The following is a 16,947-nucleotide window of genomic DNA, read 5'->3' as shown; positions in this document are numbered from 1 at the left end:
TTTTTTATCCGCCCGCGTCCGACGTCAGGTCGTCGAATCGATCACCTTGAAGCGCGAGCGCTTCTGCGCGCGGATCACCGACTGGTAGACGTCGACGTACTGCTGCGCCATCCGGCGCGACGTGAAGCGCGCCTCGAAGCGCTGCCGCACGCGCGCACGCGGCAGCAGGTGCAGCCGGTTCACGGCGGCCACCGCGCTGATCTCGTCCTCGACGATGAAACCCGACACGCCCTCATCCACCACTTCGGGCACCGCGCCGCGATTGAAGGCGATCACCGGCGTGCCGCACGACATCGCCTCGATCATCACGAGGCCGAACGGCTCCGGCCAGTCGATCGGAAACAGCAGTGCATGCGCGCCCGACAGGAATTCGGCCTTCTGGTGATCGGCGATCTCGCCGATGAATTCGACGTGCGGCAGCGCGAAGAGCGGCTTGATCTCGCGGTCGAAGTACTCCTGGTCGGCCGCATCGATCTTCGCGGCGATCCTGATCGGCAGTCCGCACTGGGCAGCGATGCGGATCGCCGTGTCGACCCGCTTTTCCGGCGAGATGCGGCCGAGGAACGCGAGATAGCGCGGCTCGACGGGCTGCGGCATGTACAGCGTGTCGGGCAGCCCGTGGTAGACGGTCGTCAGCCATTTCGCCTGCGGCAGCGGCTGGCGCTGCGAGTTCGATATCGAGATCACCGGCGCCGTGTTGAACGTGTCGAACACCGGCTGCTGCTCGGGCAGGTCGAGCCGGCCGTGCAGCGTCGTCACGTAAGGCGTTTCCTGCCGGTTGAAGACCGAGAACGAGTAGTAGTCCATGTGGAAATGGAGCACGTCGAAGTCCTTCGCGCGGCGCGCGACCGTCTCCATCAGCAGCATGTGCGGCGCGACCCGGTCGCGGATCGACGAGTCGAGCCGCAGCGCGCGCGGCCAGACGGGCTCGAGCTTCGCCCGCGTCGTGGAATCACCGCTGGCGAACAGCGTCACATCATGGCCGAGATCGACGAGCGCCTCGGTGATGTAGGACACGACGCGCTCCGTGCCGCCGTACAGCTTCGGCGGTACGGATTCGGTCAGCGGGGCGATCTGCGCAATTCTCATGGTCCACGTCTCCAGTGTCCTGTCCGTTGCCGCACGGCCGGCGGGCGGATGCGCTTGCGCGCTCACCGCGCCTCCATGCGGCGCTGGCCGGCACGGCGCCAGCCGGTTATCTCATTATTATTCGCGATCCCGACGCCCGGAACCGCCCGTCTTTCATTTTATGGGCGTTGTTACAGACAGGATACATTCCGCCCGTCGAGTCCGATCGCCGCGCATCGGGTACCACCGGGCCGATTCGACCCTCGACGCGCCGCTCGCGGCGACCGCGCGCCGCGCCGCCCGTCAACGCGACGGCCACTTCCATGCCGGCAGGTCGCGCGTGTCGGCATCGACCAGCGCGGTCGCGCCGAGCCGCTTGTCGAGTACCAGCGATTCGCAGCCGGCCTCGCGCTCGAGCGTCGCGATGAGCCGCGCCGCATGCGACACGACGAGCACCTGCGAGCGCTGCGCCGCCTGCGCGATCAGGCGGCCGAGTGCCGGCAGCAGATCGGGATGCAGGCTCGTCTCCGGTTCGTTCAGCACCATCAGCGCCGGCGGCCGCGGCGTCAGCAGCGCGGCCGCGAGCAGCAGGTAGCGCAGCGTGCCGTCGGACAGCTCGGCCGCCGCGAGCGGCCGCAGCAGCCCCGGCTGGCGCATCAGCACGTCGAAACGGCCGCGGCCGCCCGGATTGTCGATCTCGACCGACGCGCCGGGAAATGCGTCGTCGATCGCCGCATCGAGTGCCGCGCTGTCGCCGATTTCGCGGATCGTCTGCAGCGCGGCGGCCAGGTCGGCACCGTCGTCGGCCAGCACCGGCGTATGGGTGCCGATGTGCGACTGCCGTGCCGGCGCCTGCGCATCGGTCCGGAAATGGTCGTAGAAGCGCCACGAGCGGATCCGCTCACGCACCGCGATCATCTCGGGCGCGCCGGTCGGATCGGCAAACTCGGTCATCATGCTGTCGAAGCTCGCGACCGGCTGCGGAATCGTCTGCCAGTCGCCCGACGCGGTGCGCGCGCGGATCTGCGCGCCCTGCCGGTCGACCAGCAGCGTCGACGGGCGCAGCAGCGCGCCGCCCCAGATGCATTCGCGCTTGACCACCGGATCGAGCGCGAACTGCGAGTGGCTCGGCAGCGGCAGGCCGAGATCGATCGAATAGCCGAAATCGTCGCACGCGAAGCCGAGTTTCAGGCTCACGGGCCCCTTGCGCACCGTGCCGGTCACCGGCACATCGCCGGCCAGCATCGCCCGCGAGAAGCGCTCGGGGCCGGCCCACAGCGTCGACGGCAACCCGCCCTCGCGGGCGAGCGACGGGATCACACGGCCCAGCGCGGTGTCGGCGAGCAGCCGCAGCGCACGGTACACGCTCGACTTGCCGCTGCCGTTCGGCCCGGTGACGACGTTGAGCGCCGCGAGCGGCACGATCAGCTCGCGCAGCGAGCGGTAATTGGCGATGGCGAGCGTTTTCAGCGCGGTCATGACAAGGGATGGCGGGCAGGCATGCGGGCCGGCGTTCAGCGGCCTTCGCCGGCCTGCGGATCGGCTGCGGTGTTGGCCGCCGTGCTGGCGGCGGGCGGCCGCGCATGCGGCCGTTCGGGATTCGGCGCGTCGGGCGCGGAATCATGCGGATACAGCTCCATCCGGCTGCGCGGCAGGCATTGCGGATAGCGGTCCTGCAGGTACGCGATCAGCCCTTCGCGCACGCGGCAGCGCAGATCCCAGCACGACGATGAATCGGCCGCGCTGACGAGCGCGCGCAACTGCATCGCGCGCTCCGTCGCGTCGGTCACCTGCAGCACCTGCACGCGACCGTCCCACTCGGGCGCCGCATGGACGAGCCGCGCGAGTTCCTCGCGCAGCGGCGCGAGCGGCGTGCGGTAGTCGACCGACAGGAAGACCGTGCCGATGATCTCCGAACTGTTGCGCGTCCAGTTCGTAAATGGATTCTCGATGATCCATTGCAGCGGCACGACGAGGCGCCGCTGGTCCCACAACCGCACCGACACGAACGAACCGGTGATTTCCTCGATGCGGCCCCACTCGCCCTGGATCACGACCACGTCGTCGAGCCGGATCGGCTGCGTGAGCGCGATCTGCAGCCCGGCGATCAGGTTGCCGAGCACCGGCCGCGCGGCGATACCGGCGACCAGGCCCGCGACGCCGGCCGATGCAAGCAGGCTCGCGCCCACCTGGCGCACATTCGGGAACGTCATCAGCGCGGCACCGGTGCCGATGATCACGATCAGCACCATCACGGTCCGCACGAGCACCCTGGCCTGCGTATGGATGCGCCGCGCCTGGAGGTTGTCGGCCGTATCGATCGGATGCGCCTGGATGATCGCGTCGCCGACGCCGGCCGCGAGCCGCACCAGCAGCCATGTGAGCGACACGATGGAGCCGACCGCCGCCGCGGTGCGCATGCCGCGCACGAACGACATGCCGTCGTCCGCCTGGACCCACAGGAATTCGAGCGCCAGCAGCGCGAGCACGACGAGCGATGGCTTGTCGATGTAGCGCAGCATCACGCTCATCAGCGGATACGGCTGCGCGACACGCTTGACGATGCGTGCGCCGAGACGGTGCACGATCGTGACGACCAGTACGACGATGACCGACACGCCCAGCGTGCCGAGCCACGAATGCAGCGGCGCATCGGCGATGCGCTGCAGTTCCTCGATTGAAATCATCGGCGCCCGGGATGTCTAGGTTATGAGGCGCACACGCCTCGTCCTGGATGCGTCGGCGACATCCGGGCAACGCACGCGCCCGGACATGGCGTCAAATCAGTTGCCGCTCCTGCAGGGAAACGCCTTGCCGAGACCGAGCGACACCGCGGTGCTCGCGTTGTAGTCGGCCAGCTTCGGATTTTCCGCGATGTACTTGCGCACCGCGTCGGTCATCTGCTGCGCCCGGATGTCGGGCGGCAGGCAGAAATACTGGCCGACACGCGGCCCCGTGGTGCCGCCGATCGCGTCGATGGTGTTGTAGACGCCGTCGGCGGCGCCTTCGATGTAGGCCGCGCACGACGCCCGCGACTTGACGTCCGTCTTCGCGCACAGCCGGTCGAGATCCGCGCCCGTGAAAGCCGCCGCCGACAACGGCACGGCAAACGCCACGGCACAAAACATTGCGCGCAACATGGTGTTCCTTATGTCAATGCGGCCCGAGGCCGCCTGCTGCCTTGGCCGGCGCGGCGCCGGGGCACGCTGTTCCGGCCGGAAACCGGCCGGGCGCGCTCCGCCTGCCACGCCGAAAACCGTCATTTTGCACTCTTTTGCGCATCGGCCGGCGCCGACCCGCCGACGCGTACCGTCCGCTTGCTCAGGATCTCGATCGCGTCCGGTGCCTTGTAGTGCTTCGCGAACTCGAGCGCGGTGATGCCGAGCTGGTTCTTCACCTGCGGATCGGCACCCTGGTCGAGCAGCAGGGTGACCGTCGTCGCATGGTTGCCGCGCGCGGCCATCATCAGCGGCGTCGTGCCGTTCGGCGATGCGGTATCGATATAGGCGTCGTGATCGAGCAGCAGCTTGACGACCGCGTCCTGGCCGTTGGTTGCCGCGTAGTGCAGCGGCGCCCAGCCCTTCTTGCTGACTTCCGCGCCCTTGTCGATCAGCAGCTTGGCGAGGCCGACATCGCCGTTCAGCGACGCGAGCATCAGCGCGTTCTCGCCGGCCTTGTCTTCCTTCTCGAGGTCGACGTTCGGCGTCGTGGCGATCGCCGCCGCGACCTTGTCGGACTTCTCGCGCGCGGCGATCACCAGCAGCGGATCGCCGTTCGGCGCGAGCGTGTTCGGATCGAGGCCGTTCTTCAGTTGCTTGCCGATGTCGGCGATGTCGTCGAACTTGACCGCCTTGACGATCGCGTCGAGCGACTCGGCATGCGCGCCGGCCGCGGCGAACAGGCTGCTCGCGACGAGTGCGGCGGCAACGAGTGCGCGTTTGGGCAGATGGTTGGTCGGCTTCGTCATTGTTGTGGGCTCCTTCCCTGGGTTGTCGGCTGCGCGCGCGTCGTTAGCGGGCGATCTTGAACAGCCGGAAAAAGTTCTGCGTCGTCGCGTCGGCAAGCGCCTCGACGGCGATCCCGCGCTCGGATGCGATAAAGCGTCCGACATGGCTGACGTACGCAGGTTCATTCGGCTTGCCGCGATACGGCACCGGCGCGAGGTACGGCGAGTCGGTCTCGATCAGCAGCCGGTCGAGCGGCACGCGCCGCGCGACGTCCTGCACGTCGGTCGCGCTCTTGAACGTGACGATGCCCGACAGCGAGATATGGAAGTTCTGCGCGAGCGCCTGCTCGGCGACCGGCCACGGCTCGGTGAAGCAGTGCATCACACCGCCCGGCACGTCCGCGCGCTCCTCGGCCATGATCCGCAGCGTGTCCTCCGACGACGACCGCGTGTGGACGATCAGCGGCTTCATCGTCGCGGTCGCGGCGCGGATGTGCGTGCGAAAGCGTTCGCGCTGCCACTCCATGTCGGCGATCGAACGGCCTTCGAGACGGTAGTAGTCGAGGCCCGTTTCGCCGATCGCGACGACCTTCGGGTGCGCGGCCAGCTCGACGAGCTCCGCGAGCGTCGGCTCCCGTGCGTCCTCGTGATCGGGATGCACGCCAACCGACGCGTAGACGTTGTCGTGCGCATCCGCGATCGCGAGGACCTCCGGCAGCGTCTCGAAATCGACGGACACGCACAGCGCGTGCGTGACGTCATGCTCGCGCATGTTCTCGAGAACGGCCGGCAGGCGGTCGGCCAAGCCCTTGAAATTGATATGGCAGTGAGAATCGACGAACATCGTGTTTCCTGAATACGTAAGGCCAGCGCTCATGCGCTCGCCGGCATGCGGCAACGGGCGGCGTTCGCGGGCCGGCCGGCCACGGTCGCGTCGCTGCGTGAGCCGTTCATCGTTTCGCAACCCACGCGAAACAATGCCGGATCACGCGAATATTTCTCGATATCCGAGAAACAATTCCTCGAATACGAGCCGCGCGTTGAGCGGATGGTTCTCGACCGTCCGCTGGCGCGTCACGGCTTTCATGAAGCGCGCGAACGCGTTCGCGTCGACCGACTCCGCGCAGCGCGCGAGCGCCGCCGCGTGCATCGGGAAGTAGCGCGGCGCACCCGCCATCCGCTGCGCAAGCAGATCGTACAACCAGCGCTGCAGCCAGCCGAGCACCAGCGGCACCGGCAGCTTCTGCAACGTCTCGCCGCACGCGAACGGGTCGCATGCCGCACCGGCCGCGAGCTGCCCGAGCGTGTAGTCGCGCAGCGGGCGGTTCTCGTCGCTTGCGAGCGCCAGCGCGGCGAGCGGTGCGCCGCCGGCTTCGGCGAGCAGCGCGCTCGCATGATCGACGCCCTGCGCGGCGAGCCACGCCGCGGCCGCGTCGGGCGCCGGCACGGACATCGGCCACTGGCGGCAGCGGCTGATGATGGTCGGCAACAGGCGGTCGATACGCGCCGACACGAGCAGGAACACAACGCCGGACGGCGGTTCCTCCAGCGTTTTCAGCAGCGCATTCGACGCGGCGACGTTGAGCGCCTCGGCCGGATACAGCACGACGACGCGCGCGCCGCCGCGGTGCGAACCGACCCCGCAGAAGTCGAGCAGCGCGCGCACCTGCTCGATCTTGATTTCCTTGCTCGGCGCGCGCGTTTTCTTGCCGCCTTCGTCCGCGTCGGCCGGCTTCGCGTCGTCTGCAGCGCCCGGCGCCTCGCCGGCCAGCGCCTCGGGCAGCACGATCCGGTAATCCGGATGGTTGCCCTGCGAGAACCAGTTGCAGGCCGCGCAAGCGCCGCACGGCTCGCCGTTCGGTTTCGGCGATTCGCACAGGAAGCCCTGCGCGAGATGCTGCGCGAACTGCAGCTTGCCGATCCCGGCCTGGCCATGCAGCAGCAGCGCATGCGGCCATTGCGCGCGCAGTTGCTGCAGGCGGTTCCAGTCGTCGGTCTGCCACGGATAGATCATGTGGTGCGTTCCTTGCGTGTTACAGCGCGGCGAGCACGCGTTCGAGCTGCTGGCGGATCTCGGGAATCGACTGCGTCGCGTCGACGATCGCGAAACGGTGCGGCGCTTCTTCCGCACGCCGCAAGTATTCGCCGCGCGTGCGCGTGAAGAACGCGTCGGACTCGCTTTCGAACTTGTCGGGCATGCGCGCGGCGCCGCGGCGCTCGCTCGCGACCTGCGGCGCGACGTCGAACAGCACAGTGAGATCGGGCTGGAAGCCCCCCTGCACCCAGCGCTCGAGCGCCTCGAGCTTGTCGCGCGGCAGCCCGCGGCCACCGCCCTGGTACGCGAACGTCGCGTCGGTGAAGCGATCGGACACGACCCAGTCGCCGCGCGCGAGCGCGGGCTCGATCACGAGCGCCAGATGCTCGCGACGCGCGGCGAACATCAGCAGCGCTTCCGTCTCGAGATCCATCGGCTGGTTCAGCAGGATCTCGCGCAGTTTCTCGCCGAGCTGCGTGCCGCCCGGCTCGCGGGTGACGACGACCTGCCGGCCGGCCGCGGCCAGCTTGCCCTGGAGGCGTTCGCAGAACCACTGCAGGTGGGTGGTCTTCCCCGCCCCGTCGATCCCTTCGAACGTGATGAATTTACCGCTCGCCATTATTGACCTCGTATGTACTTGTCCACGGCCTTGTTGTGGTCGCCGAGCGTGTCCGAGAACACACTCGTGCCGTCGCCCTTCGCGACGAAATAGAGCGCGCTCGTCTGCGCCGGATTGATCGCCGCCTGCAGCGCGGCAACGCCCGGCAACGCGATCGGCGTCGGCGGCAGCCCGCGTCGGGTGTAGGTATTGTAAGGAGTGTCGGCCTGCAGGTCGCGCTTGCGCAGACGGCCGTCGTACGTATCGCCGAGCCCGTAGATCACCGACGGATCGGTCTGCAGCGGCATGCCGATGCGCAACCGGTTCGCGAACACGGCCGCGACGAACGCGCGGTCGGCCGCGTGGCCTGTTTCCTTCTCGATGATCGACGCGATCGTCAGCGCTTCGTAAGGCGACTTGTACGGCAACCCCGGCACGCGTGCGACCCAGGCTTCGTCGAGACGCGTCTGCATCAGGTGGTACGCGCGCCGGTAGATGTTCAGGTCGCTCGTGCCCTTGTCGAACAGGTAGGTGTCGGGGAAGAACAGCCCCTCGCCGCTGCCGCGCTGCACGGCGTTGTCCGACGCGCCGATCGCGCGCAACAGCTCGGCGTCGCTCATGCCGGCCGTCGAATGCGCGAGATCGGGGTTCGCGTCGAGTTCCGCGCGCATCCGCTTGAAGGTCCAGCCTTCGATGACCGTCGCGACGTATTCGTTCACGTCGCCGCGCGCGATCTTCTGCAGCACCTCGTAAGGCGTGATGCCGGTCTTGAATTCGTAGTTGCCGGACTTGAGCCGGCTCGACAGCCCGAGCACGCGCGTCATCGCGACGAAACCGAGCGACTCGACCGGCACGCCGCCGCGCCGCAATTGCAGCGCGACGCTCTTCACGCTGCTGCGCGGCTTGATCGTGACGTCGAGCGATGCCGAACCCAGCAACAGCGGCCGGGTTGCCCAGTAATACCCGCCGCCCGCGCCGGCAGCGGCCACAACGACGGCCAGCGCCACGATCGTCGCGGCGCATTTCTTCAGTAGGGACATGGAAACGTGACTCAGGTAAGACCCATATAATACTTGCTCGCCTTCGTCAAAGTCAGGGTTGACTGTTCCCTCATTCCATGAGCACACCGTTCGCTTCACCGGCTGCCCAGGCCGCACCCGCCTCGCTCCCCGTTTTCCCCCGCCCGTCCGCCGCCGATTTCGACGCGCCGGGCGCCTGCATGCCGCTGCCGCAGTTCGGCGTGATCGACGTGGCCGGCGACGACGCCGCGACGTTCCTGCACAGCCAGTTGACCAACGACATCGAGCATCTCGATGCCGCGACCGCACGGCTGTCCGGTTATTGCTCGCCGAAGGGGCGCCTCCTCGGGTCGTTTCTCACGTGGCGTGCCGGCCACGGCGTGCGCCTGCTGGTGTCGAAGGACGTGCAGCCTGCCGTGCAAAAGCGGCTGTCGATGTTCGTACTGCGCGCGAAGGCGAAGCTCACCGACGCGAGCGACGCGCTCGCCGTGGTCGGCTTCGCGGGCGACGTGCGCGACGCGCTCTCGGGCATCTTCGATGCGCTGCCGGACGGCGTGCACGTGAAGGTCGACGGCCCGGCCGGCGCGCTGATCCGCGTGCCCGATGCGGCCGGCCGCAAGCGCTATCTGTGGATCGGCCCGCGCGCGGAAGTCGATGCGCGCGTCGCCGCGCTCGCCGGCACGCTGCCGATCGTGTCGCCGGCCGTGTGGGACTGGCTCGACGTTCGCGCGGGCGAGCCGCGCATCACGCAGCCGGCTGTCGAGCAGTTCGTGCCGCAGATGGTCAACTTCGACGTGATCGGCGCCGTTAACTTTCGCAAGGGGTGCTACCCGGGCCAGGAAATCGTCGCGCGCAGCCAGTACCGCGGCACGATCAAGCGCCGCACCGCGCTCGCGCACGTCGCCGGCGAGACCGATACCGTGCATGCCGGCGTCGAGCTGTTCCACAGCGACGATCCCGGCCAGCCGTGCGGGATGATCGTCAACGCGGCAGCCGCGCCCGCCGGCGGCGTTGACGCGCTCGTCGAGATCAAGCTCGCCGCGCTCGACAACGGCACCGTGCACCTCGGTTCGGCCGACGGCCCGGTGCTCGCGTTCGACGCGCTCCCGTACGCATGGCCGACGGAAGCGTGACGCACTGACAACCCGTTCGCGCGCCGGCTCGCAAGTCGCCGGCGCCCGATGTTTCCTGCGAGAGATTCGCCTGATGTGTCTGATCGCTTTCGACTGGCAGCCTGATACCGCAGCCGGTCCCGTCTTTACCCTGGCCGCCAACCGCGACGAGTTCTTTCGCCGCACGAGCGCACCGCTCACCTGGTGGGAAGATGTACCGGGCGTGCTGGCCGGCCGCGATCTCGAAGCGGGCGGCACGTGGCTCGGCGTATCGCGCGATGGCCGCTTCGCGGCGCTGACGAACTACCGCGCGCCGTTCGACATCCGCGCGGGCGCGCCGACCCGCGGCAAGCTCGTGTCCGATTTCCTCGGCGGTCCGTCCGTCGCGCCGCTCGACTATCTCGGGCAGCTTGCCGAGCATGCGGCCGTGTACAACGGCTTCAACCTGCTCGTCGGCGACTGGAAGCGGCGCGAACTCGCGTGGTTCTGCAACCGCGCACCGGAGGGCGAAAGCAGTGTCGCCGCGCCCGTCACGATCACGCCCGGCGTGCATGCGCTGTCGAATGCGCGGCTCGATACGCCCTGGCCGAAAGTGGTGCGCAAGCGCGCGGAGCTCGGCACGCTGCTCACCGACAACCCGACTCCGTCGCTCGACGAACTGATCGATCTGATGCGCGACCCGCATGTCGCGGACGACGAAGCCCTGCCGCACACGGGCATTCCGATCGAGCGCGAGCGTGCGTTGTCGGCCGCGTTCATCGAGACGCCCGAGTACGGCACGCGCGGCACGACCGCGCTGCGCGTCACGATGAAGGAAGGCGTGCGGCTGACGGTCGAGATCAAGGAGCGTTGCGACGACGACGGCTCGCACCGGACCGTCCGCCCGGGCACGTTCGAGCGCGCGTTCACGTTCGATATCGACGCGACGCGGCCGCGCTGAACGCGCGTTCAGCGCTACGGCGCGCGGGCCATCTCGACGTGCGGCACGCCGGCTTCGACGAACGGTTCGCCAACCGCCGCGAAACCGTGTTGCACGTAAAACGACACCGCCGACGCCTGCGCATAGAGCCGTACAACGGTTTCGCCGCGGCGCCGCGCGGCATCGAGCAGCGCGTCCAGCACCGCTGACCCGACGCCCTGCCCGCGCGCATCGGCCAGCACGGCGACGCGGCCGATCGTGCCGGACGGCAGCAACCGCCCCGTCGCGACCGCGCGGCGGACTCCCGTCACCGCATCGATCCGGTACGCAACCGCATGGAGCGACAGCGGATCGTCGTCGTCGAGCTCCCATTCCGGCGGAATCCGCTGCTCGCGCACGAACACCGCATCGCGGATCCGCGCGGCGTCGCCGCCCAGGACCGTCCAGTCGCCCGTTTCCACCACGCCGTCCGTCATCGCTGCCCTCCATGCGGCGCGCACGCCGTCAAACGCCAGTCGTCAAACGTCGTCGAATGCGGTCTTCAGCGCCGCGACCGCGTCGGCATGCGCGGCTCGCACTTCCGGCACGTAGCCGCCCATCTTGAAGAATTCGTGGATCATCCCCGGATAGCAGACCAGCGTAACCGCGTTGCCGGCCGCACGCAGCTTGTCCGCGTACGCGGCACCCTCGTCGCTCAGCGGATCGTACTCGGCCGTCGCGATCCAGGCCGGCGCGACGCCCGCGAACGACGGCGCACCGCGCGTGCCGTCGAGCGGCGCGAAGCGCCAGTCGTCGCGGTCCCCGGAATCGCGCACGTATTGCGCGAAGAACCACTGGATCGTGTCCTGCGACAGCAGGTAGCCGTTCGCGAGCCGCACGTGCGACTCGGTGTCCTGGTGGCCCGTCACGCCCGGGTAGATCAGCATTTGCAGCGCGAGGTGAATGCCGGCGTCGCGCGCGAGCACCGCGCAGACGGTCGCGAGCGTGCCGCCCGCGCTGTCGCCGCCGACCGCCAGCCGTGCTGCGTCGATGCCGAACGCGGCGGCCTCGCGATGCAGCCATCGCAATGCGTCGTCGGCGTCGTTCACCGCGGTCGGGAACCGGTGTTCGGGCGCGAGCCGGTAGCCGACCGACAGCACCGCACATTGCGCATCGCGCGCGAACATCCGGCACAGCGCATCGTGCGTGTCGACGCTGCCGACCGTGAAGCCGCCGCCGTGGTAGTAGACGAGCGCGGGCAGCGGCTCCGCGAGGCTCGGCGCGACCGGCAAGTACAGCCGCGCGCCGATCGTGCGGCCGTCGCGCGTCGGCACGACGCATTCCTCGACCGAATGCATCGTCGCCGGTGCGACGTCGAGAATCGGCGCGCTCTTCTCGTACGCGGCGCGCGCCTGCTGCGGCGTCTGGTGATGATAGGACGGACGTTTCGCGCGCTCGATCATGTCGAGCACCTGGGCGATCTTCGGATTCAGCGGCATCGGTGAGGACGGCGCGTGCGCGGCGCCGTGAGCGGACAAGCGTCACATGATGCCACGCCCGCGGCGGACGGGCGGTACGCGCTGCTCGCCGAAATTACGGCGCTTCGGCGTTCCGTGAAACGCGTCCGGCGCGCGAATCCGCGACACCAAACAAAACGGCCCTGCCTCGGGAAAGGCAGGGCCGTGCGTCGGGGCGCTTACGCGTCGCTCGGGCCGGGCTGCGCGTCCGGCGCGGTGCGCGAGCGTTGCCGCTTGATGTCGCGGCCCACCGCGATCCGCCGCATGTACTTGAACGTACCGAGCGCCTTCGCGACGAAATTGCCGTCGCTGTCGCGCACTTCGCCTTCGCAGTAGGCCATCGTCGTCGAGCGATGCATCACGCGCCCGTAGGCGCGCAGCTCGCCACGACCCGGCTGCATGAAGTTCACCTTCATCTCGACCGTCACGACGCCGATACCGTCGTCGGTCAGGCTGCGCGCGGCCATCGCGAGCGCGATGTCCGCAAGCGTCATCGTCACGCCACCGTGCGCGATGCTCCACGTGTTCATGTGCCGCTCTTCGAGCGGCAGCACGATCTCGCTCGCACCGTCCTTCGCGGACACGAGTCGCACGCCGAGCAGGTCGACGAACGGGCTTTCGATCGACGGGACGTCCGCCGGGGATGCCGCGTCGCTCATCGTGCGCTGTCGACGATGTAGTCAACGCACTCGCGCGATTCGGCCACCGCGACGACGAATTTCTTCACTTCCTGGTGAACCGGGTGCACCTGGTACGCGTCGAGCGCGGCCTTGTCCGTGAAATCGGACACGAGCACGATGTCGGAGGTCGCATCGAGGCCAGGTGTCGCCACGCCGACATCGATCTGCAGGATGCCCGGCACGAGATCGCGGCAGCCTTCGAGCTTTTCCTTCAGCTTCAGCGCGTTCTGCGCGCGCGTCGCGCCTTCTGCCGATTCCTTTAACTTCCACATGACAATATGTCTGATCACTTCGTTCGCTCCAGTTCGTGTTGGTTCGGCGATTTGCCATGAACCCTTACCAGCCGGGCGTTACACGCCCTTCCACCGTTCGCTAACGTTCGCCGGAAATCGTGTTCAGCCGAGAAAATTGGGGGTATAAATAGGGGTATCATTTCGACCACTCAAAGACGATACCCCTTTTTACCGTGCCACTTACCGACATCAAGATCCGACAAGCAAAGGCAGGCAACAAGCCTACCAAACTTACCGACGGCAATGGACTGTATCTGTTGGTGAATCCGTCCGGCTCGAAGCTCTGGCGATACAAGTACAGAATTGCTGGGAAAGAGAATGTCTTCGCGATCGGCGAATATCCCACCATCAGCCTCCAAGACGCGCGCACGGCACGCGACGATGCCCGTGAACTCGTCAAGAAGGGACTGCATCCGTCCCACGCGCGGCAGGAAGTGCTGTCCGCGCGCATCAACGAAGGCAAAGCAACTTTCCGCGCCGTCAGTGACGAGTGGCTGGAGAAGAAGCGGAAGACGTGGACTGAGCGGCACTTTGGCGAGATCCTGCGCATGCTTGAGACCGACGCGTACCCCTTTATTGGTAGCCGACCGATGCGCTCAATAACCGCACATGACGTTCTGTCCTTGGTGCGCCGAGTCGAAGAGCGTGGATCTCCTTCCGTCGCGATCAAACTGCGGCAGTACGTGTCGAATGTGTTTCAGTACGCCGTTATCACTTTGCGGGCCGATTCGGACCCCGCGTCAGTGTTGCGTGGAGCGGTCGTAAAACCACCGACTGAGAACGCACGTGCGCTGAGTCGCGACGAGTTGAAGGCGATATTCCGGCAGCTCCCAACCTACAAGAGCAAGCGAACCGTGATCGCGATACGGTTACTGATGATGCTCTTTCCCCGCACGATCGAGCTTTGTCGGGCGCGATGGGAAGAGATTGACCTGGGCGCTGCTGAATGGAAGGTCCCGGCGGAAAAGATCAAGTCTCGGCGGCTGCACATCGTTCCGTTGCCTCGACAAGCACTGAGCCTGCTGCGCGAGTTGCAGGAGATGTATGGTAATCGCGGATACGTCCTGCCGATTCTTCATAGCAACCGGAAGCTACCCCATATGAGTCGAGCGACAATCAACAGAGCGATCGACTACATGGTCCCTGATAACCCTCAACCGATTACGGGTCACGACTTTCGAGCGACCGCGTCCACACAGCTTCACGAAATGGGTTGGAAAGACGAAGTTGTCGAGATGCAGCTTTCACACAAGGACAAAGACAAGACGCGCTCGACATACAATCACGCGAAATATCTGCCGGACCGCCGAGAAATGATGCAAGTTTGGGCTGACTGGCTTACTCAGCTCGAAACAGAGGCATTGGACGGCGCGGCACTCCACGAGACGATCGGCAATGCCCGATGATGCAGCAGTACCTGCACCTTATCTGACAAAGCCCCGCGCTCAAAGCTACGCCGCAACCTACGCCGACGAATTTCTAGAATGCCCGCTCCTCTTAAGGAGCGGGCCAACACCTCACAGCAGAATCGCTGGCCTAGCGATTTAGAAGTGGCGTGACAATGCGCTCAAGGCGCTCGGCAGTCCATGCGGGCGTCGGATCGTCCCAGCCATTGTTGACGAGGAGCCCGCTCCGATCGATCGTGAAGTTGACCGGGATACGCCAAATCCGGCCATAGCCGCCTGCGTACGCACTGCCAAGCAGACCAACCGGAAAGCTCAAACCAGCCGCAACCTGTCGAACAGCGGCAAGATCCTCCTGCCCATCCAGACTGAAACCAAGAACACGCAAGCCTTTCGTCGCATGGCGTGCAGCGTACTCGGACAACAGCGGAAGCTCAGTTCGGCATGGCTCACACCACGTGGCCCAGAACGTCAGGATGACGACATCCCCGCGCAAATCGTCGCTTGCCACGCTTTGCCCGTTGAGCGTATGCAAGACAAGGCTCGGGGCGGGGCGACCGATGGCCAGGCTGCTCGCTTGCACAGGCACCACCCACCCACCGATAGCGGCGCCTAACGCCAATCCCGTAGTCGTGCGCAGCCAGTCGCGCCTTGACCTAGTAAGTCCGACGCGCTGCAACTCATTGACATCAGAATGCATAGCTCGCGCCCACCGTACCTGCCCAGCGGGGGAACAGCTGATACCCACTGAGCCGGCTGTATAGCGCCTTCTGGACAAACGCGTACACGTTGAGATTCTTCACAACGCTCACCGTCACGCCCGGCGACAGATACACCACAGTCCCGGCAGTGTTAGCGGTGTCTGCGAGTGCTCCCTGATCTGCGCTTTTACGAGTCACGTTGATCTGAAGCTGCGGGACAATTCTCGGGTTCGCTTCGTAGCGCAAGCCGACACTCACCGTGGCCAGATTGCCCGGTCGGTAGTCCTCGCCAACACCGCGTAGATTCTCGATCACGGCCGACTGAAACTGACCATTGATGAATGCGTCGAAATCCTGGCTGACTGGTTGGTAGTAGTACGCACCGACGATCAGGTCCGTGCTGCCGGTGCCAGGCTGCAGACTGGTATCCAGAGTCTGCCCATTAGCGCTGTTCGGACCCGACGAGAAGAATACCGGACTACGACCGACCGTCGCCCCCGTCAACACGTTCTGACCTCCATATTTTCCGGTGGGCAGCTTGACGCCAAGCTGCACACCGAGATTGTGAGTCGGCAGGAAGCCTTGGTAGTTGGCGATAAGTTTGATGTCGCCCAACCCCTTGCTCGTGACGCCGCTCAGATTGTCCGGAGTCAATTGATCAGGTGTGGCGTTGCCGTACGTCGAGTGGCTGCGATCAACGAATGGAACGATCGCACTGAAGTTCCATTTGGCGTTCGGGCTGTAGTTGATGCCGAGGTTCCAGTAACGGTTAATCGTCTGGTTTTCGACCTCCTGGCTACCGCCCGCGGCATTAATAGCCGCCGGCACGTTGCCTGATACTGCGCTCCTTCCGCTCCGCAGCTGATTCTGCGGAAGGAAAGTGTAGTCAAGGCTAAGGCGCCAACCTGGCATTGCCGAATAGCCCGTCGCAGCATCGGTGCTTAATGAGCACCCGCACGTTGCACACGCTTGAGCAGTTACGGGTAAGGTCAAGCTGATCAGGCATACGAACGTGGCGATGGAAACATCATTCGTTCTCTTTGGTTCGAATCGCATGCGACTCCCCTTTCATGTCTCGTGGGCGCGCACGAACGCGACCGCTCTGGCGGACGCACGGTGTGGAGCACCCCAATAGTTAGTTCTCGGCAACGACGAGCCCTTGTGATTGGGCGGGCTCGCTTGCGTGGCCGATGTTCATCGATTCAGAAGACGAGGAGCGGCGAATCCCGTGGGCGTGCTGACGGAAAAATGTCCCGATGCACGAGCGCAGGCGAAGCGGAGGGTTGTACGATGCCGAAGCCCCCCGCCGTCTGCAACTGTGGCAAAACGGGGGAAGGAGCCGGCACATGATGCGCGAGCAAGTCGCAATATGCACACGCATCGAGGTGGGCCGCGAGCGCGTGGCCACCTGCGTCAGGCTGACCGTCAGCCGAGCAGATCGACGCGAAAGGTGTATTTCGATCGTAAGCTTCCAAGCCCTGACTCACGATCGGCGCAAAGACGATGAGCCACATGGCGAACAGGCCAAGCCATGCGGTCATTCGATTGCGGGGGCGATCGGTCATGATGTCGAGGGTATGCGGGCGGCAGCATTCTAGCTGAAACCGGCTACAACACCGGAGAAATACACGACATACTTGGAATCACAGGATGATGTGATCATCCACTCATGGCCGG

General features: G+C 66.2%; 19 protein-coding genes. 3 read left to right on the top strand and 16 right to left on the bottom strand.

The annotated features are described in order from the left end of the window. Positions 1-24: 24 nt before the first annotated feature. The 9 genes from VL15_RS16385 to mltG form a co-directional block, all read right to left on the bottom strand. Positions 25-1,089, bottom strand: coding sequence for a glycosyltransferase family 4 protein (locus VL15_RS16385; protein ID WP_048246815.1), 1,065 nt, complete (start codon positions 1,087-1,089; stop codon positions 25-27). Between the two features lie 282 nt (positions 1,090-1,371). Next, positions 1,372-2,547 (bottom strand): AAA family ATPase, encoded by a 1,176-nt coding sequence (locus tag VL15_RS16380; protein ID WP_048246813.1) that lies wholly within the window; start codon positions 2,545-2,547, stop codon positions 1,372-1,374. Between the two features lie 35 nt (positions 2,548-2,582). After that, positions 2,583-3,755 carry a mechanosensitive ion channel family protein gene (locus tag VL15_RS16375; protein WP_048246811.1) on the bottom strand — a complete coding sequence of 391 codons (1,173 nt, stop codon included), beginning with the start codon at positions 3,753-3,755 and terminating at the stop codon, positions 2,583-2,585. A gap of 96 nt (positions 3,756-3,851) precedes the next feature. Then, on the bottom strand, positions 3,852-4,208 hold the full coding sequence (locus tag VL15_RS16370; protein ID WP_048246810.1) for a Rap1a/Tai family immunity protein: 357 nt from the start codon (positions 4,206-4,208) through the stop codon (positions 3,852-3,854). Between the two features lie 119 nt (positions 4,209-4,327). Beyond that, positions 4,328-5,035, bottom strand: a complete 708-nt coding sequence (locus VL15_RS16365) for an ankyrin repeat domain-containing protein (protein WP_048246808.1) — start codon at positions 5,033-5,035, stop codon at positions 4,328-4,330. A 43-nt stretch (positions 5,036-5,078) separates the two neighbouring features. After that, entirely contained in the window at positions 5,079-5,858 is a 780-nt protein-coding gene (locus tag VL15_RS16360) for a TatD family hydrolase (RefSeq protein ID WP_048246806.1), read from the bottom strand. 141 nt (positions 5,859-5,999) lie between these two features. Next, the gene (locus VL15_RS16355) at positions 6,000-7,028 is read right to left on the bottom strand and encodes a DNA polymerase III subunit delta' (protein WP_048246805.1); all 1,029 of its coding nucleotides are present in this window, start codon (positions 7,026-7,028) and stop codon (positions 6,000-6,002) included. A 19-nt stretch (positions 7,029-7,047) separates the two neighbouring features. Then, the gene (gene tmk / locus VL15_RS16350; protein WP_048246804.1) at positions 7,048-7,668 is read right to left on the bottom strand and encodes a dTMP kinase; all 621 of its coding nucleotides are present in this window, start codon (positions 7,666-7,668) and stop codon (positions 7,048-7,050) included. Next, a complete protein-coding gene (gene mltG / locus VL15_RS16345; protein WP_048246802.1) occupies positions 7,668-8,687 on the bottom strand; it encodes an endolytic transglycosylase MltG in 1,020 nt (339 codons plus the stop codon). Before mltG ends, tmk begins: the two co-directional genes overlap by 1 nt. 77 nt (positions 8,688-8,764) lie before the next feature. Here mltG and VL15_RS16340 point away from each other — a divergent pair, with 77 nt between their 5' ends. Together VL15_RS16340 and VL15_RS16335 are read left to right on the top strand one after the other, a co-directional pair. Continuing rightward, entirely contained in the window at positions 8,765-9,799 is a 1,035-nt protein-coding gene (locus tag VL15_RS16340) for a YgfZ/GcvT domain-containing protein (RefSeq protein WP_048246800.1), read from the top strand. 73 nt (positions 9,800-9,872) lie between these two features. Continuing rightward, positions 9,873-10,718: an NRDE family protein gene (locus tag VL15_RS16335; protein ID WP_048246798.1), complete on the top strand. Its 846-nt coding sequence runs from the start codon at positions 9,873-9,875 to the stop codon at positions 10,716-10,718. Positions 10,719-10,732: 14 nt separating this feature from the next. Here the strand turns inward: VL15_RS16335 and VL15_RS16330 are convergent, their stop codons facing one another. The 4 genes from VL15_RS16330 to VL15_RS16315 all read right to left on the bottom strand — a co-directional run bounded on the left by VL15_RS16330 (position 10,733) and on the right by VL15_RS16315 (position 13,163). After that, positions 10,733-11,173, bottom strand: coding sequence for a GNAT family N-acetyltransferase (locus VL15_RS16330; protein WP_048246796.1), 441 nt, complete (start codon positions 11,171-11,173; stop codon positions 10,733-10,735). A 42-nt stretch (positions 11,174-11,215) separates the two neighbouring features. Continuing rightward, on the bottom strand, positions 11,216-12,175 hold the full coding sequence (locus VL15_RS16325; protein ID WP_048246794.1) for an alpha/beta hydrolase: 960 nt from the start codon (positions 12,173-12,175) through the stop codon (positions 11,216-11,218). Between the two features lie 197 nt (positions 12,176-12,372). Further along, the gene (locus VL15_RS16320) at positions 12,373-12,852 is read right to left on the bottom strand and encodes a PaaI family thioesterase (protein ID WP_048246791.1); all 480 of its coding nucleotides are present in this window, start codon (positions 12,850-12,852) and stop codon (positions 12,373-12,375) included. Beyond that, positions 12,849-13,163, bottom strand: coding sequence for a Dabb family protein (locus VL15_RS16315; protein ID WP_047900905.1), 315 nt, complete (start codon positions 13,161-13,163; stop codon positions 12,849-12,851). Before VL15_RS16315 ends, VL15_RS16320 begins: the two co-directional genes overlap by 4 nt. Before the next feature lie 176 nt (positions 13,164-13,339). On the opposite strand from VL15_RS16315, the gene VL15_RS16310 reads away from it, so the two are divergent. Next, complete coding sequence (locus tag VL15_RS16310) at positions 13,340-14,572, top strand: tyrosine-type recombinase/integrase (protein WP_048246789.1); 1,233 nt, start codon at positions 13,340-13,342, stop codon at positions 14,570-14,572. 130 nt (positions 14,573-14,702) lie between these two features. On the opposite strand, the gene VL15_RS16305 is transcribed toward VL15_RS16310, so the two are convergent. The 3 genes from VL15_RS16305 to VL15_RS16295 form a co-directional block, all read right to left on the bottom strand. Further along, positions 14,703-15,269, bottom strand: a complete 567-nt coding sequence (locus tag VL15_RS16305) for a TlpA family protein disulfide reductase (RefSeq protein WP_048246787.1) — start codon at positions 15,267-15,269, stop codon at positions 14,703-14,705. Further along, a complete protein-coding gene (locus VL15_RS16300; RefSeq protein ID WP_048246785.1) occupies positions 15,259-16,326 on the bottom strand; it encodes a lipoprotein in 1,068 nt (355 codons plus the stop codon). The genes VL15_RS16305 and VL15_RS16300 overlap by 11 nt, the downstream gene beginning before the upstream one ends. Positions 16,327-16,472: 146 nt before the next feature. Continuing rightward, on the bottom strand, positions 16,473-16,811 hold the full coding sequence (locus tag VL15_RS16295; RefSeq protein ID WP_053077664.1) for a DUF2946 domain-containing protein: 339 nt from the start codon (positions 16,809-16,811) through the stop codon (positions 16,473-16,475). Positions 16,812-16,947: the final 136 nt, after the last annotated feature.

Source organism: Burkholderia cepacia (assembly GCF_001039005.1).
In the GTDB taxonomy this organism is placed as follows: domain Bacteria; phylum Pseudomonadota; class Gammaproteobacteria; order Burkholderiales; family Burkholderiaceae; genus Burkholderia; species Burkholderia theae.
Note: the sequence above shows the minus strand (reverse complement) of the source record. Positions and strands in the feature narration are given on the sequence as shown.

Bases quoted from the DNA above. Each gene is read 5' to 3' on its own strand.
- VL15_RS16385 (WP_048246815.1), bottom strand. From the start codon at position 1,089: ATGAGAATTGCGCAGATCGCCCCGCTGACCGAATCCGTACCGCCGAAG.
- VL15_RS16380 (WP_048246813.1), bottom strand. From the start codon at position 2,547: ATGACCGCGCTGAAAACGCTCGCCATCGCCAATTACCGCTCGCTGCGC.
- VL15_RS16375 (WP_048246811.1), bottom strand. From the start codon at position 3,755: ATGATTTCAATCGAGGAACTGCAGCGCATCGCCGATGCGCCGCTGCAT.
- VL15_RS16370 (WP_048246810.1), bottom strand. From the start codon at position 4,208: ATGTTGCGCGCAATGTTTTGTGCCGTGGCGTTTGCCGTGCCGTTGTCG.
- VL15_RS16365 (WP_048246808.1), bottom strand. From the start codon at position 5,035: ATGACGAAGCCGACCAACCATCTGCCCAAACGCGCACTCGTTGCCGCC.
- VL15_RS16360 (WP_048246806.1), bottom strand. From the start codon at position 5,858: ATGTTCGTCGATTCTCACTGCCATATCAATTTCAAGGGCTTGGCCGAC.
- VL15_RS16355 (WP_048246805.1), bottom strand. From the start codon at position 7,028: ATGATCTATCCGTGGCAGACCGACGACTGGAACCGCCTGCAGCAACTG.
- tmk (WP_048246804.1), bottom strand. From the start codon at position 7,668: ATGGCGAGCGGTAAATTCATCACGTTCGAAGGGATCGACGGGGCGGGG.
- mltG (WP_048246802.1), bottom strand. From the start codon at position 8,687: ATGTCCCTACTGAAGAAATGCGCCGCGACGATCGTGGCGCTGGCCGTC.
- VL15_RS16340 (WP_048246800.1), top strand. From the start codon at position 8,765: ATGAGCACACCGTTCGCTTCACCGGCTGCCCAGGCCGCACCCGCCTCG.
- VL15_RS16335 (WP_048246798.1), top strand. From the start codon at position 9,873: ATGTGTCTGATCGCTTTCGACTGGCAGCCTGATACCGCAGCCGGTCCC.
- VL15_RS16330 (WP_048246796.1), bottom strand. From the start codon at position 11,173: ATGACGGACGGCGTGGTGGAAACGGGCGACTGGACGGTCCTGGGCGGC.
- VL15_RS16325 (WP_048246794.1), bottom strand. From the start codon at position 12,175: ATGCCGCTGAATCCGAAGATCGCCCAGGTGCTCGACATGATCGAGCGC.
- VL15_RS16320 (WP_048246791.1), bottom strand. From the start codon at position 12,852: ATGAGCGACGCGGCATCCCCGGCGGACGTCCCGTCGATCGAAAGCCCG.
- VL15_RS16305 (WP_048246787.1), bottom strand. From the start codon at position 15,269: ATGCATTCTGATGTCAATGAGTTGCAGCGCGTCGGACTTACTAGGTCA.
- VL15_RS16300 (WP_048246785.1), bottom strand. From the start codon at position 16,326: ATGCGATTCGAACCAAAGAGAACGAATGATGTTTCCATCGCCACGTTC.
- VL15_RS16295 (WP_053077664.1), bottom strand. From the start codon at position 16,811: ATGACCGCATGGCTTGGCCTGTTCGCCATGTGGCTCATCGTCTTTGCG.